The organism is Streptomyces mashuensis (assembly GCF_014654785.1).
In the GTDB taxonomy this organism is placed as follows: domain Bacteria; phylum Actinomycetota; class Actinomycetes; order Streptomycetales; family Streptomycetaceae; genus Streptomyces; species Streptomyces mashuensis.
Genome location: NZ_BNBD01000005.1, coordinates 280,851 through 294,781, shown reverse-complemented (window position 1 = coordinate 294,781; position 13,931 = coordinate 280,851). Strand labels below are relative to the sequence as shown.

The following is a 13,931-nucleotide window of genomic DNA, read 5'->3' as shown; positions in this document are numbered from 1 at the left end:
TCGCGCGGCCCCGCGGCTAGAGCTTCTCGACCGGCGCGTACCGGAGCAGCAGCCGCTTGGGCTTCTCGTCGCCGAAGTCGATCGTGGCCTCGGCGTTGTCCCCGCTGCCCTTCACCGCGAGAACGGTGCCCAGGCCGAACGAGTCGTGCGTGACCCGGTCGCCGATGGACAGCGCCACCACCGGCCGCTCCGTGGCCCGGCGCGTCGCGAAACCGGACGGCCCCGCCTTCGTACGCGACGACGAGAAGCCCGAGGTCAGCCCGGAGCCGTAACCCGATCCCGAGCCGGAACCGGAACCCGAGCCGGCGCCCAGCGACGTGGCCGACGGCTTGGCCGGGCCCGTGCGGCGCCAGTCCACGTACTGCCCCGGGATCTCCTCCAGGAACCGCGACGGCGGGTTGTAGGAGGGCTGGCCCCAGGCGCTGCGCATGACCGAGCGGGTCAGGTACAGCCGCTCGCGGGCGCGGGTGATGCCCACGTACGCCAGGCGGCGCTCCTCCTCCAGCTCCTTGGTCTGGCCGAGCGCCCGCATGTGCGGGAACACGCCGTCCTCCATGCCGGTGAGGAAGACGACCGGGAACTCCAGGCCCTTGGCCGTGTGCAGGGTCATCAGCGTGATGACGCCGGTGCCCTCGCCGTCCTCGTCGGGGATCTGGTCGGAGTCGGCGACGAGGGCGACCTTCTCCAGGAACTCGGGCAGCGTGCCCGGCCCCTCCACGCCCTCGGCGGTGCGCTCCTGCTCGAACTCCAGGGCGACGGCGGCGAGCTCCTGGAGGTTCTCCACGCGCGTCTCGTCCTGCGGGTCGGTCGACGCCTGGAGCTCGGCCAGGTAACCCGACTGCTCCAGGACCGCCTCCAGGACGGTGGCGGGGCCGGCGCCGGACTCCACGACCGTGCGCAACTCCTCCAGCAGGGCGTTGAACCGCTTGACCGCGTTGACCGAGCGGGCGGCCATGCCGTACGCCTCGTCGACGCGCCGCAGCGCCTGCGCGAAGCTGATCTTCTCGCGCAGCGCCAGCGCCTCGATCATGGCCTCGGCGCGCTCGCCGATGCCGCGCTTGGGCACGTTGAGGATGCGGCGCAGCGGCACGGAGTCCTCGGGGTTGGCGAGCACCCGCAGGTAGGCCAGGACGTCGCGGACCTCCTTGCGCTCGTAGAAGCGCACGCCGCCGACGACCTTGTAGGGCAGGCCGACGCGGATGAAGATCTCTTCGAAGACGCGGGACTGGGCGTTGGTGCGGTAGAAGACGGCGACGTCGCCCGCCTTGGCCTTGCCGTCGTCGGTCAGCCGGTCGATCTCGTCGGCGACGAACTGGGCCTCGTCGTGCTCGGAGTCGGCGACGTAGCCGGTGATGGCCGCGCCCTGGCCGGCGTTGGTCCACAGGTTCTTCGGGCGGCGGTTCTCGTTCCGCTCGATGACGGCGTTGGCGGCGTTGAGGATCGTCTGCGTGGAGCGGTAGTTCTGCTCCAGCAGGATGGTGGTGGCGTCCGGGTAGTCCTCCTCGAACTGGAGGATGTTGCGGATGGTGGCGCCGCGGAACGCGTAGATCGACTGGTCGGCGTCGCCCACGACGCACAGCTCGGCCGGGCCCTCGTCGCCCGTGGTGCCGGGCGTGCCCACGAGCTCGCGGACGAGCGTGTACTGGGCGTGGTTGGTGTCCTGGTACTCGTCGACCAGGACGTGCCGGAAGCGGCGGCGGTAGTGCTCGGCCACGTCCGGGAACGCCTGGAGCAGGTGGACCGTGGTCATGATGAGGTCGTCGAAGTCGAGGGCGTTGGCCTCGCGCAGCCGCGACTGGTACATCGCGTACGCCTCGGCGAGCGTCTTCTCGAAGCCGTCGGCGGCCTGCGCGGCGAAGCTCTCCTCGTCGATGAGCTCGTTCTTGAGGTTGGAGATCTTCGCGCTGAAGGACTTCGGCGGGAACTTCTTCGGGTCGAGGTCCAGGTCGCGGCAGACCAGCGCCATCAGGCGCTTGGAGTCGGCCGCGTCGTAGATCGAGAAGGACGACGTGAAGCCGAGCTTCTTGCTCTCGCGGCGCAGGATCCGCACGCAGGCGCTGTGGAAGGTCATCACCCACATGGAGTTCGCGCGCGGCCCGACGAGCTGCTCGACGCGCTCCTTCATCTCGCCGGCGGCCTTGTTGGTGAAGGTGATCGCCAGGATCTGGCCGGGGTGGACGCCGCGCGCGCCCAGCAGGTGGGCGATGCGGTGGGTGAGCACGCGGGTCTTGCCGGAGCCGGCGCCGGCGACGATCAGCAGCGGGGAGCCGCTGTGCACGACGGCCTCGCGCTGCTGGTCGTTCATGCCCTCCAGGAGGGCGGCCGGGTCGACGACGGGGCGGGCGGCGCCGTCGCGGTAGTACGCCTCGCGGGGGACGGGCACGTCGAACGCCCCGCCGAACAGGTCGTCCGGCAGGGGCTCGGGCTCCGCTTCCTCCGGCGGCGGGGGCTCCTCGCCGTGCGGGTCCGGAGCGGCGAGGTTCGCCAGGAAGCTGTCGTCAAAGAGGCTGCTCATCGCCTCCCGAGTCTAGGCGGCCCCACTGACAGCGGGCGGGGCATCGGGGGATCAGTGACGACGAGCACAGCGGGGGCGGGCCGGGAGCGGCCCGCGCGGGGCTGTCAGACCCAGAGGACGGCGATGAAGACGTTGGTCGCCGTGAGGGCGCCCACCGTGCCGAAGAGCGGCGCGGCCACCTTCTCCTCGTCGCGCTTGACGTAGACGAGGCCCAGGATGACGATCAGCAGCGCGAGCTTGATGCCGATCTTGATGTTGTTGAGCGTGTCGCCCTGCGACTGGTGGACGCCGACCAGCGCCACCCCGGTGACCAGCATGGTCAGGGCGCCGTGCAGCATCCCCGGGCTCATGCGTGCCTCGCCCTTGCCCATGGCCTTCATCTGGGAGAGGAAGCCGCCGAGGAGGGCGGCGATGCCGATGATGTGCAGGCCGACGAGGGCGTGAATCAGTACGTCCATGAGGCCCGACCCTAGCGGGGCGGCACTGCGGCCCTTTCACCCGTCCCGTCACCGCCCATATCACCCGTACCGGCCGGGACCGAAGAGGATCAAGACTTCGGTCAGCTGCCGCCGGATCTCCCCAGCTGACGGGGTTCAAGTGACCACGAACGGTCGCCGACCGGCTGATTGGGGGCAATACCGGTCAAGACCGTTTCCGTGTGACCACGAGGTTTAGCGTCCTCCTCCAGACGGCGGCGGCCCGCCCCTCCCCCCTCGCGCGGGCCGCCGCCGGCATCCCCCCAGCTGGACCGGAAGGAAGTGACGGCCGCCGTGGCGTCGCACCGCAAGCCCAAGCACCACCCTCTCGCCGGCCACACCGCCCGCACGGCGGCAACCCTCGCCCTGGCCGGCGTCGCCACCGCCACCGTCCTCGACGGCACCGCACACGCCGCACCCGCCCCCACGCCCGCGCAGGTCAGGGCGGAGGTCGCCGACTACTACCGGCAGGCCGAGGTGGCCACCCAGAAGTACGACGGCGCCAAGGAGAAGGCCGACCGGGCCCGCGCCGAGGTCGGCCGGCTCCAGGACGAGGCCGCGCGGAAGACCGAGCGGCTCAATGCCGCCCGCAACGCCCTCGGCTCCTTCGCCACCGCCCAGTACCGCGCCGGCGGCGTGCCCACCGGCGTCCGCCTGCTCCTCTCCCACTCCCCCGAGCGCTTCCTGGAGGGCGCCGCGCTCGCCGACCGCGCCGGTGCCGAACAAGCGGGCGCCGTCGCCCGCGTCCAGCACGAACTCCGCGAGGTCCGGCAGGTCCGGGCCACCGCCGGCACCCGCCTCGCCGAGCTGCGGCGCGAGGAGGCCGCCCTCGCCGCGCACAAGCGCACCATCGAGAGCAAGCTGGACCGGGCCCGCCGGCTGCTGAGCGAACTCCCCGCCGGGCAGCGCACGGCCGTCGAGGCGGCGAACGGCGCCACGGACGCGGCGACGGGCGCCGCGGCCACCGCCGCGGACGGCGCCGCAGACGGCGCGAAGGCCGCGGCCGGCTCGGCCGCCGCGGGCGTCCACGACGCCGTACAGGCCGCCTCGGGCCGCGCCGCACGGGCGGTGGCCTACGCGTACGGGGCCCTCGGCAAGCCCTACGTCTGGGGGGCGACCGGCCCGTCGTCGTTCGACTGCTCCGGGCTCACCCAGGCGGCCTGGCAGGCGGCCGGCGTGTCCCTGCCCCGCACCACGTACACGCAGATCACCGCGGGCCGGCGCATCGCCCGCGACCGGCTGGCCCCCGGTGACCTGGTGTTCTTCTACCCGGGCGTGAGCCACGTCGGCCTGTACATCGGCGACGGGAAGATGATCCACGCACCGCACCCGGGCGCGCCGGTGCGGATCGCCCCGGTCGACGAGATGCCCTTCGCGGGGGCGACCCGGCCGGCGTAGCACGAGCCCGCGATCCCGGGATCCTGCCTCAGCTCTTGTGGCCGATCTGGCGGGTCAGCCAGCGGAAGACGTCGGGCACCTGCTGCTTCCACACGGCGGTGCCGTGCCCGCCGGCGCCCGCGGGGATGAGGCTGACCTGCACGGTGGTGGGCGGCTTCGCCGCCTGCTTGAGGGCCTGGCCGCCCTGGTAGCCGTCGTTCTCGGCGCCCGAGACGAACAGGGCGACGCGGGGCGGCGTGGCCGCCCGCTCCAGGATCTTCAGCGGGTTGTTGGCGTCCCGCAGCTCCGGCGTCCGCGCCGTGAGGGAGGACGGCTCACCGGCGGGGTCGTTGTACCCGGACAGGCTCACGCCGGCGCGGTAGCGGTCGGGGTGGGCGACGGCGAGTCTGGCGGCGCAGTGGGCCCCGGCCGAGTAGCCGGCGACGGCCCAGCCGTCGGGCCGCTCGTCGACGCGGAAGGTGTCGGTCACCATCTTGCGGACGTCGACGCTGAGCCAGGTGTCGGCGTTGACCTTGCCGGGAACGTTGGCGCAGCCGGTGTCGGTGTCGCCGAGGAGGGTGGTGCGCGGGGCGACGATGACGAACGGTGCCACCTCGCCCTTCTCCATCAGCGGCTTGAGCTGCGTATTGACGTTGAGGGTGCCGAACCAGGCCTTCGCCGAGCCGGGGAAGCCGGGCAGCACCTCGACCACGGGGAACTTCCGGTCCTTGTAGGCGGGGTCGTCGTACTGCGGCGGCAGCCACACGTACACCTCGCCCTCGACGCCGGATATGCGGCCCTTCAGCCGGGTCTCCTGCACGCCCGGCCCCATGCGCTTGTCGGAGGCCGGGGAGAACTTCTGCACGACCTTGGGCTCGCTGTCGGGGGACTTGCCGCCCGTGCCGTCGGGGCCGAGGTCGGCGGCGGCCTTGACGTGGCTGCCCGTGCCGAGCAGATCGCCCCAGGTGTCGAAGAGGCCGTTGGCGTTGTTGACGATCACGAAGACCAGGGATATCGCCGTGGCCTGCGCGAACAGCAGCATGGAGAACCGCGCCGCGTGCCGGACGGGGGCGGGGCCGCCTATCCGGGTCCACAGCGTCAACGGCAGCGCCAGCGCCACCACGACCAGGACGATCGTGGTGAGGAGGAAGGGGGTGCCCGTCAGACTCACGCCCGCTTAGAGGCGAAGTCGGACGGGAAGGTTCCACGCCGCTCCCCGGGGGCCCCTCCCCCGCCCCGCCCCACCCCCGCCCCTCCCCTCCCCCTGCCGTCGTCAGACCAGGCGGCGTGCCGTCGCCCAGCGGGTCAGCTCGTGCCGGTTGGACAGCTGGAGCTTGCGCAGCACCGCCGAGACGTGCGACTCCACCGTCTTCACCGAGATGAACAGCTGCTTGGCGATCTCCTTGTACGCGTAGCCGCGGGCGATCAGCCGCAGCACCTCGCGCTCGCGCTGCGTCAGCCGGTCGAGGTCCTCGTCCACGGGCGGCGCGTCCGTCGACGCGAACGCGTCCAGCACGAAGCCCGCCAGCCGCGGCGAGAAGACCGCGTCGCCGTCCCGCACCCGGAAGATCGCGTCGACCAGGTCGGAGCCGGTGATCGTCTTGGTGACGTAGCCGCGCGCCCCGCCGCGGATGACCCCGATGACGTCCTCCGCGGCGTCCGAGACGGACAGCGCCAGGAACCGGACCGGCTCCTCCTGCGCCGCCGACAGCGCGGCGCACCGGCGCAGCACCTCCACGCCACCGCCCCCGGGCAGGTGGACGTCGAGCAGCACGACCTCCGGGCGGGTCGCCGTGATCACGGTGACCGCCTGGTCGACGTCGGCGGCCTCCCCGACGACCTCCACGCCCGTGACGTCGGTCCGGCCGATCTCGGCCTGCACCCCCGCCCGGAACATCCGGTGGTCGTCGACCAGCACCACCCGCACCCGGCGCCCGCCGGCCGCCTCGCTCTCCCCGGTCAGCTCAGTCGTCATCACGCGTTCTCCGCCCTCTCCATCTCCAGCTCCACCACCGTTCCCCCGTCGGGAGCGGAGCGCAGCCTCGCCGTACCGCCGTTGCGCTGCATTCTGCCGATGATCGACTCCCGGACGCCCATGCGGTCCTCCGGCACCGCATCCAGGTCGAACCCGGGCCCGTGGTCGCGCACGGAGATGAAGACCGTACGCCCCTCGACCTCCGCGTACACCTGGACGGCGCCGCCCTCGCCACCGTACTTGGCCGCGTTGACCATGGCTTCACGCGCGGCCTGCAGCTGGGCGCCGAGGCCCTCGTCGAGGGGGCAGTCGCCCACCACGACCACCTCGATGGGGACGCCGTGGTGGTCCTCCACCTCCGCGGCCCCGGCCCGCACCGCGTCGGCCAGCGTGCTGGGCTGCTCCGCCTCGTCCTTCCCGCGCCCCTCCGGCTTGTACAGCCAGGCCCGCAGCTCCCGCTCCTGGGCCCGCGCCAGCCGGGCCACCTCGCGGGCGTCGTCGGCGTTGCGCTGGATCAGGGTGAGGGTGTGGAGGACGGAGTCGTGGACGTGGGCGGCGACCTCGGCCCGCTCCTGCGCCCGGATGCGCATGGTGCGCTCCGCGGAGAGGTCCTGGGCCATCCGCACCACCGAGGGCCCGGCCAGCAGTGCTATGCCGACCAGCACCGCCAGCGCGGCCTGGAGCACCGTGCCGAGGTGGGAGGCCGAACCGCTCAGGACCACGATGCCGGTGACGCCGAGGCCGACGAGCAGGACGCCGGCCGCGCCGCGGGCGAGCGGCAGCACACGGCGGCTGCGCCCGACCTCCATCCAGTGGGCCCGGCGGGCGTTGTCCGCCTGCCGCCACACCAGGGCCACGCCCGCCCCTATGAGGATGAGCGGCCAGATGTAGGCGTTGGCCCAGCCGAGCTGGAGCCGGTCGAGGAAGACCGTGAGGCCCACGACGATGGCGACGAGCGCGAAGACCTGGCCGCGGTCGGGCTTGCGGGCCAGGCCGCGCCGTCCGTCCGGGGTGCCGTCCGCCGCGACCGGCCGTGCCCCCACGCCGCCGACGCCGAGCGGCACGACGAACCAGAACACCGCGTAGAGCAGGGCGCCCAGGCCCTGCGCCATGAGCAGCGCGACGAACGCCATCCGTACCCAGGACACGGGTACGCCCAGGTGTCCGGCGAGGCCGCGCGCGACGCCGCCGAGCATCCGGCCCTCGGCGCTGCGGTAGAGCTTGCGCAGGGGTGGGCTGTCGGGAGGGTGGGGAGCCGTGGTCATGCACTGATCGTCACATGGCGGGTGAGGCCGGGACATCAGGGTCGTCCCTGACCCGACCCGGGGAAATGGCCCCGGGAGTCGGGGACATTCCCTGGGGACCCCGGGCGACCCGCCGGTGGACCGCTCCGGGCGGCTCAGTGGCCGTCGGGGCCCCGGCGGAAGCCGTCGCGGACCACGTCGAAGACGCGGCTGTACCGGCCCCACTCGGCGCTGGGCGCGGAGAGGTAAACGGCGTACTCCTTCTCTCCCTCGCGCCCGAAGCCGAGGTCGACGGCGCGGAACTCCCGGGCCCGGCCGCGGAAGGTGAATTCCCAGATCGCGGCCGGCTCGCCGCGGAACCTGGTGCCCTGCAGGCGTTTCTGGTCGTAGCCGGGCAGATCGCGTTCCTTGCGGGTCTCCAGGTCCTGGAAGTGCCGGACGGGGTCGCTGCCGGCGAAGTCGAGGACGTTGACCGTGATTCCCACCAGGCCGGTCTTGTCGACGTACGTGGCCTCGACGTCCTCCGTCTCCTTCTTTTCCTTCCGCGTCCAGCCGTCGGGGACGGGGAAGGAGACGCCGAGTCGTTTCTCCTCGACGAGGTGGTAGCCCTTGGGCGGGGCAGGTGGTGAGGGTGGGGCGGACGAGGCGTGCGGGGTCGGCGAGGCGTCCTGGTGGGGCGCGGCCTGGTCGTCCCGGCCGTCGTCGCCGAGCCCGGCGTACGCGCCCACGGCCAGCACGGCCGCGACGACGGCCACGGCCGTCCCCCACAACGCGGCCCTGCCACGCCGCCGGCCGCCGGGGGAATCCGCTGTTCCGTCAGTTCGCGCGGGGGCCGGGGCGGTGGTGGGGGTGGGGGTGGTCGGAGCCGGGCGCGGGTACGCCTCGACGGTCGGAGCGGTGGGTGCCGTGGGTACGGTCGGTACGGTCGGCGCCGTCGGCGTGACCGGCGGCGCAGCCGCAACATCCGCCTCCGCGCCGTCCGTCCCTGCCCCGGAACCCGTCCCCGCCGGGAGCAGGTCGAGGTGGGCCGTGTCCGGTTCCGCGGCCGGCTCGCGCAGGATCTGCTCGACGAGCTCGGCGGGCGGCCGTAGATAGGGGTCCTTGGCCAGCAGCGTCTCGACGAGCCGGGTCAGCGGCCCGGCATGGCGCGGCGGGACGACGGGGTCGACGGCGATCGCGTAGGCCGTCTCCACCGGGGTGTCCCGGCGGAACGGGGGCTGCCCCTCCACCGCTTGGTAGAGCGTCGCGCCCAGCGCCCACAGGTCGGAGGCCGGGCCGGGCTTGACGCCTTTGACGCGCTCGGGCGCGATGTAGTCGATCGAGCCGACCATCTCGCCGGTCTTGGTGAGGGTCGAGGTGCCCGTGGACCAGGCGATGCCGAAGTCGGTGAGGACGACGCGGCCGTCGTGGCCGAGGAGGACGTTGCCGGGCTTGACGTCCCGGTGCAGCACGCCGGCGGCGTGCGCCGCGCGCAGGGCCGCGATCATGCCGCGTCCGATGCGGGCGGCCTCGGCGGGCGTGACCGGGCCGCGCCGCAGCACGTCGGCGAGGGTGGTGGAGGGGACGTACTCCATCACGATGCACGGCTGGCCCTCGTCCTCCACCACGTCGTGGACGACCACGACGTTGGGGTGGTTGATGCGGGCCGCGCTGCGGGCCTCGCGCCGGGTGCGCTCGTAGAGGGTGGCGAGCTCGTCGTCCGCCAGGCCCGGCGAGACGTGCAGGCACTTGACCGCCACCTGACGGCCGAGCAGCTCGTCGTCGGCGCGCCACACGGTTCCCATGCCGCCCCGGCCGATCCGCTCGGCGAGGCGGTAGCGCCCGGCGATGAGCCGGCCCGTTCCCTGCACCGCACCACCGTGCACGCGCGCCCTCCGGTTACCCGTCGTCTGTTCGATGCGCCACCCTAAACCGGGACGATCTCAGGGGCGATCTCAGGGATGGACCAGGGTCGTCACGGATGCCGCACGCACGTTCCGCTTGACACCATGGGCGCATGACCGGAGCACCCACCGCCGAAACACCCACGAGGCCGACGCTGCGGCGCAGCCGTGAGCACAAGATGCTCGCGGGCGTCTGCGGCGGGCTCGGCCGCTGCTTCGACATGGACCCCGTCGTCTTCCGCGTCGTGCTGGGCGTGCTCGCGGCCACCGGCGGCCTGGGCCTGATCGCCTACGGCCTGGCGTGGCTGCTCGTCCCGCTGGAGGACGAGGAGGAGAACGAGGCGCGGCGCATGCTGTCGGGCCGGGTCGAGGGCCCGGCGCTGACGGCGGTGCTGTGCGCGCTGGTCGGCTGCGGGCTGTTCCTCTCCATGCTCAACAACAGCGGCGCCATGGCCTTCTCCCTCCTGCTGCTGCTCACCATCAGCGGCGCCGCGTACTGGTCGCAGTACCGTCGCCGGCCGGAGGCGGAGACGGAGGAGGAGCTGCCACCGCCGTCGGACCGGCTGGCGTGGATGTTCCGGCCGCACAAGACGCTGGACGCCCCGCCCGAGACGCAGGCGCCCCCGGCGCCGGGTTCGCCCTCGTGGTGGCGCGACCCGGTGGGGGACGCCGGGCCGGCGGGCCGGAAGGGGGTGGCGATGTTCAGCCCCGGCTATCTGTGGGGGCCGGAGGGGATTCCCTTCTCGTACGTGCCGGATCCGGCGCACGCGCCGGCCGCGGCGGCCGCCATGGCCAAGCGCCCGGTGCCCCGTCCCGCCCCGGTCGTGCGGGAGGACGGGCCGCAGCTGGGCGGGGCGTCGTTCTTCCTGGCCCTGGCCGCGTGCGGGCTGGGCACGGGGCTGACGTGGAATCAGCAGCCGGTGGGCACCTCGCTGGAGATAGGCCTGGCCTGCGCGCTGGGTGTGTTCGGGCTCGGCCTGGCGGTCAGTTCCCGCTACGGCCGCACCGGCGGGGGAACGGTCGTCGCGGCGGCGCTGACCGGCGTGCTGCTGGTGGGTGCCGCGGCGCTGCCCGCGTCGGTGACGGCCGAGTGGTCGCGGACCACATGGCGCCCGGCCACCCCTGCGCAGGCCGCCGTGCCGTACCGGCTGGGGTCCGGCGAGGGCCGGCTGGACCTGACGGGGGTGTCCTGGCAGGCCGGGGCGGCGCCCGTCGCGGTCCACGCCGAGGTGGGGGCCGGCCGGCTCACGGTGGTCGTCCCGCAGGACGTGTCCGCGCAGGTCGACATCAGGGTCGGTGTAGGGGACGTGCAGTTGCCGGGCGAGGCCCGGGACGAGATCGACGTGGCGCCCGCCCGGCACCGCCGGGTGACGCTCGCGCCGGCCGCCGGGCAGACCCCGCGCGGCACGCTGGAACTGAGTCTGAAGGCCGGGATCGGCCAGGTGGAGGTGGTCCGTGCGACGCCATGAGTTCGACCCCGGCAAGCTCCTGGTGGGCCTGGTCCTGCTGGCCGGGGGGCTGGCCTACTTCGGGCGGGCGGACGGCTGGTGGACGTTCCCGTTCTTCCTGGCGGTGCCGATCATGCTGGCCACCTTCTGTGTGGGCGGCGCGCTGTCGGCCCTGGCCTTCGCCGCGCGCCGCCGCCGGGCCCGGCGGGTGGAGGGGGGTGGGAGCGAGCAGGCGGCGGTCAGGTGAGCCGGACGCCCAGCGCGCTGCCGGCGAGCCACTCGTCCCAGCCGAGGTTCCAGTCGCCGTAGCCGTTGCCGAAGTGGTCCATGGGCTTGGGCCGGCCGGCGTTCTTCACCTCGACGACGTCGCCCTTGAGGCTCAGCCCGTAGAGCCACTTGGCGTCCTCGGTGGACATGCCGATGCAGCCGTGGCTGACGTTGTCCTTGCCGAACGCCTCGGCGTTGTCGGGGGCCGCGTGCACGTACTCGCCGCTGACCGTCTCGCGCATGCTGTAGTCGTACGAGCCGTAGAAGCCGTCGGGGTGGTTGCGGGGGATGCCGATGGAGAGCGAGTCCATGACGACCCGGCCCTCCTTGGCGAGGATGGTCTTGATGCCCTGGCGGGTGCCGAAGCCCTTCGACTCGTCGCCGCCGCTGACCGGGATGGTGCGCAGCGTCCTGCCGTTGCGGACCACGGTGAGCGTATGGGCCTTCAGGTCCACGGTGTTGACCATGGAGTCGCCGATGGTGAAGGACACCACGCGGTCCCGGTCGGCGGCGGTGCCGTCGGCGAGCTTCACACCGGCGAGCCGGGCGTCGAGGGTGACCTTGGTGCCGGCCGGCCAGTAGGTGCGGGGGCGGAAGTGGAGCCGGGTGTCGCCCTTGGACTCGTTCCAGTGCCAGGCGCCCGGCACCTTGGTGGAGGTGGTGACCTTCAGCCGGCCCTCGATGCCGGCGCGCAGCTCCGGGTCGATCTTCTGTCCCTTGAAGACGAGGGCGATGGGCTGGCCCACACCGACCGTCTCGCCGTGGGCGGGGGCCACCTCCGGGCGCACCACGCGCGCGGGCGCGGACAGCGTCGCCGCGGCGGGGGCCGGCTTCTCCGTGACGGGGCTCTCGGAGGGGGAGGCCGGCGCGGAGGCGGCGGGCCGGGCGGAGCGCGCGGGCCGTTCCCCCGCCTCGGCACCCCCGCCGCAGCCGGTGACGGCCAGGCCGGTCAGGGCCAGGGCGGCGGACAGCCCGGAGCAACGGGAGAGGCGGCGCATGGTTCTCCTACCGGAACGGCATCGGGGACGGGTGACGTCTGGGCATGACGGAGCCGAGGCGGTGAGGCCTCGGCTCCGGCTCATCCTAGGCGGCGCAAAGTTGCCGATATGCCCCTCCGGAGGACGAGTCACCCCCGGTCACCCCCGCCGATGGGCGGGGGTGCGGGATGCCGTGCGGGACGCTTCCGAAGGCGTCCGCTCAGTCCAGGAGGTCCGGCTCGCTGCGCACGATCTGCTGGTACAGCGGCTGGTAGTTGATCCACGCCGCGAGGTCGTTGCCCAGCTGGTCCCGGGTGTGGGCGGCGTGGCGCGGGTCGATGAGCACGGGCTTCCCGGCGGCCTTGGCCGTCAGCTGCACCTGGCAGGAACGTTCCATCGTGATGAACCACCACGCCGCCGCGTCCACCGAGTCCCCCACGGTCAGCAGCCCGTGGTTGCGCAGGATCACCGCCTTGTGCGGCCCGAGGGCCTCCGCTATGCGCCGTCCCTCCTCCTCGTCCACCACCACGCCGGTGTAGTCGTCGAAGAGGGCGTGGTCCTCGTAGAAGGCGCACACGTCCTGCGTGATCGGCTCCAGCAGCTCCCCCAGGGCGGCCTGCGCCCGGCCGTAGGTGGAGTGGCTGTGCGCGGCGGCCACCACGTCGGGGCGGGCCCGGTGGATCTGCGAGTGGATCGCGAAGGCCGCCTGGTTGACGTGGTGGCGGCCCTCGACGACCTGCCCCTGGTGATTGACCAGCAGCAGATCGCTCACGGTGATGTGCTTGAACGACATCCCGAACGGGTTGACCCAGAAGCAGTCGGTGAACTCCGGGTCGCGCGCGGTGATGTGCCCCGCGACGCCCTCCTCGAAGCCGAACCGCCCGAAGAGCCGCAGCGCCGCGGCGAGCCGCTCCTTCCGGTACCGCCGCTCCTCCGCGACGGACTCGTGCTTCGGCGGCAGCGCAAACTGCAGCTGCTCCGTGGGGACGGGCTCAGGCATGGGGGCCTCCTCCGACGGCGGAACGGCGTTCCGTGACTACGAACGGAAGCTACCGCCGGGTACGGGAGGAGACCAGAGATGTTCGGCGGCGTGGCCGCTTACAGCTCGTCGATCCCGGTGAGGTCGATGTCGACGCCGAACGGGACGGTGAGCTTGAGCTGGTCGGAGTACGTCCCGGTGGGAACGTAGCAGTGAGCCTCCGCGTCGAGCTCGAAGACGTGGACGACCGGCATCTCGTCGGTGCCGGACATGTCGACCCGCCAGAAGTGCGGGATGCCCGCGGCGGCGTACTTGTGCGGCTTCGTGTCGAGGTCGCGGGACTCGGAGTCCGGGGACACGACTTCGACGGCCAGCATTACGTCCCTGGCCTGGAACGATGTCTGCTTCCGGCCCCGCACGGCAGCGGCACGTACGACAGAGACGTCGGGCTCCGGACAGTTCCGCTTGTCGATCACCACGGTCATCTCCCGCCGCACCCTCAGCTCGGGCGGCGCGGTACGACGGAGACCGTTCACCAGCAGGTCGATCACGACGCTGTGGAAATCACGTTGCGGACTCACGAAAACCAGGCTCCCGTCGATCAACTCCGTGTGCGGCGGGAGGTCGGGCAGCGTCAGCAGGTCGTCCACGGTGTACCCGTCCTGCGGCGGCACCGGCCAGGCGTGCGCGGGCTCAGCGGTCATGGTTCCTCCCATGGACGGGATCCTCGGCCGTAGGGCCAGCGTACCCACGGCAAACGCCGATGCCGCCGCTCAAACGCATGAACGAC

Annotated in this window: 12 protein-coding genes; 3 read left to right on the top strand and 9 right to left on the bottom strand. The window is 72.9% G+C overall.

Annotation, left to right across the window (positions count from 1 at the left end; genetic code table 11):
• Positions 1-16: 16 nt before the first annotated feature.
• A complete protein-coding gene (pcrA, locus tag IE305_RS15590) occupies positions 17-2,515 on the bottom strand; it encodes a DNA helicase PcrA (RefSeq protein ID WP_190130161.1) in 2,499 nt (832 codons plus the stop codon).
• Positions 2,516-2,619: 104 nt separating this feature from the next.
• Positions 2,620-2,973: a hypothetical protein gene (locus IE305_RS15585; protein ID WP_190130160.1), complete on the bottom strand. Its 354-nt coding sequence runs from the start codon at positions 2,971-2,973 to the stop codon at positions 2,620-2,622.
• 312 nt (positions 2,974-3,285) lie between these two features.
• Between IE305_RS15585 and IE305_RS15580 the strand changes: the two genes are divergently transcribed.
• Entirely contained in the window at positions 3,286-4,389 is a 1,104-nt protein-coding gene (locus tag IE305_RS15580) for a C40 family peptidase (RefSeq protein WP_190130159.1), read from the top strand.
• 28 nt (positions 4,390-4,417) lie between these two features.
• Here IE305_RS15580 and IE305_RS15575 read toward each other — a convergent pair whose 3' ends face one another.
• The 4 genes from IE305_RS15575 to IE305_RS15560 all read right to left on the bottom strand — a co-directional run bounded on the left by IE305_RS15575 (position 4,418) and on the right by IE305_RS15560 (position 9,437).
• Positions 4,418-5,539, bottom strand: coding sequence for an alpha/beta hydrolase (locus IE305_RS15575; RefSeq protein ID WP_190130158.1), 1,122 nt, complete (start codon positions 5,537-5,539; stop codon positions 4,418-4,420).
• Positions 5,540-5,641: 102 nt separating this feature from the next.
• Entirely contained in the window at positions 5,642-6,331 is a 690-nt protein-coding gene (locus IE305_RS15570) for a LuxR C-terminal-related transcriptional regulator (RefSeq protein WP_190130337.1), read from the bottom strand.
• An 11-nt stretch (positions 6,332-6,342) separates the two neighbouring features.
• A complete protein-coding gene (locus IE305_RS15565) occupies positions 6,343-7,608 on the bottom strand; it encodes an ATP-binding protein (protein ID WP_190130157.1) in 1,266 nt (421 codons plus the stop codon).
• A 134-nt stretch (positions 7,609-7,742) separates the two neighbouring features.
• On the bottom strand, positions 7,743-9,437 hold the full coding sequence (locus IE305_RS15560) for a serine/threonine-protein kinase (protein ID WP_190130156.1): 1,695 nt from the start codon (positions 9,435-9,437) through the stop codon (positions 7,743-7,745).
• Between the two features lie 146 nt (positions 9,438-9,583).
• Between IE305_RS15560 and IE305_RS15555 the strand changes: the two genes are divergently transcribed.
• Positions 9,584-10,939 carry a PspC domain-containing protein gene (locus IE305_RS15555; protein WP_190130155.1) on the top strand — a complete coding sequence of 452 codons (1,356 nt, stop codon included), beginning with the start codon at positions 9,584-9,586 and terminating at the stop codon, positions 10,937-10,939.
• The gene (locus IE305_RS15550) at positions 10,926-11,165 is read left to right on the top strand and encodes a hypothetical protein (protein ID WP_190130154.1); all 240 of its coding nucleotides are present in this window, start codon (positions 10,926-10,928) and stop codon (positions 11,163-11,165) included. Before IE305_RS15555 ends, IE305_RS15550 begins: the two co-directional genes overlap by 14 nt.
• On the opposite strand, the gene IE305_RS15545 is transcribed toward IE305_RS15550, so the two are convergent.
• The 3 genes from IE305_RS15545 to IE305_RS15535 form a co-directional block, all read right to left on the bottom strand.
• Complete coding sequence (locus IE305_RS15545) at positions 11,158-12,183, bottom strand: L,D-transpeptidase (RefSeq protein ID WP_190130153.1); 1,026 nt, start codon at positions 12,181-12,183, stop codon at positions 11,158-11,160. The genes IE305_RS15550 and IE305_RS15545 overlap by 8 nt on opposite strands.
• Before the next feature lie 199 nt (positions 12,184-12,382).
• The gene (locus IE305_RS15540; protein WP_190130152.1) at positions 12,383-13,162 is read right to left on the bottom strand and encodes a class II aldolase/adducin family protein; all 780 of its coding nucleotides are present in this window, start codon (positions 13,160-13,162) and stop codon (positions 12,383-12,385) included.
• Between the two features lie 98 nt (positions 13,163-13,260).
• Positions 13,261-13,845 carry a Uma2 family endonuclease gene (locus IE305_RS15535; RefSeq protein WP_190130151.1) on the bottom strand — a complete coding sequence of 195 codons (585 nt, stop codon included), beginning with the start codon at positions 13,843-13,845 and terminating at the stop codon, positions 13,261-13,263.
• Positions 13,846-13,931 lie beyond the last annotated feature (86 nt).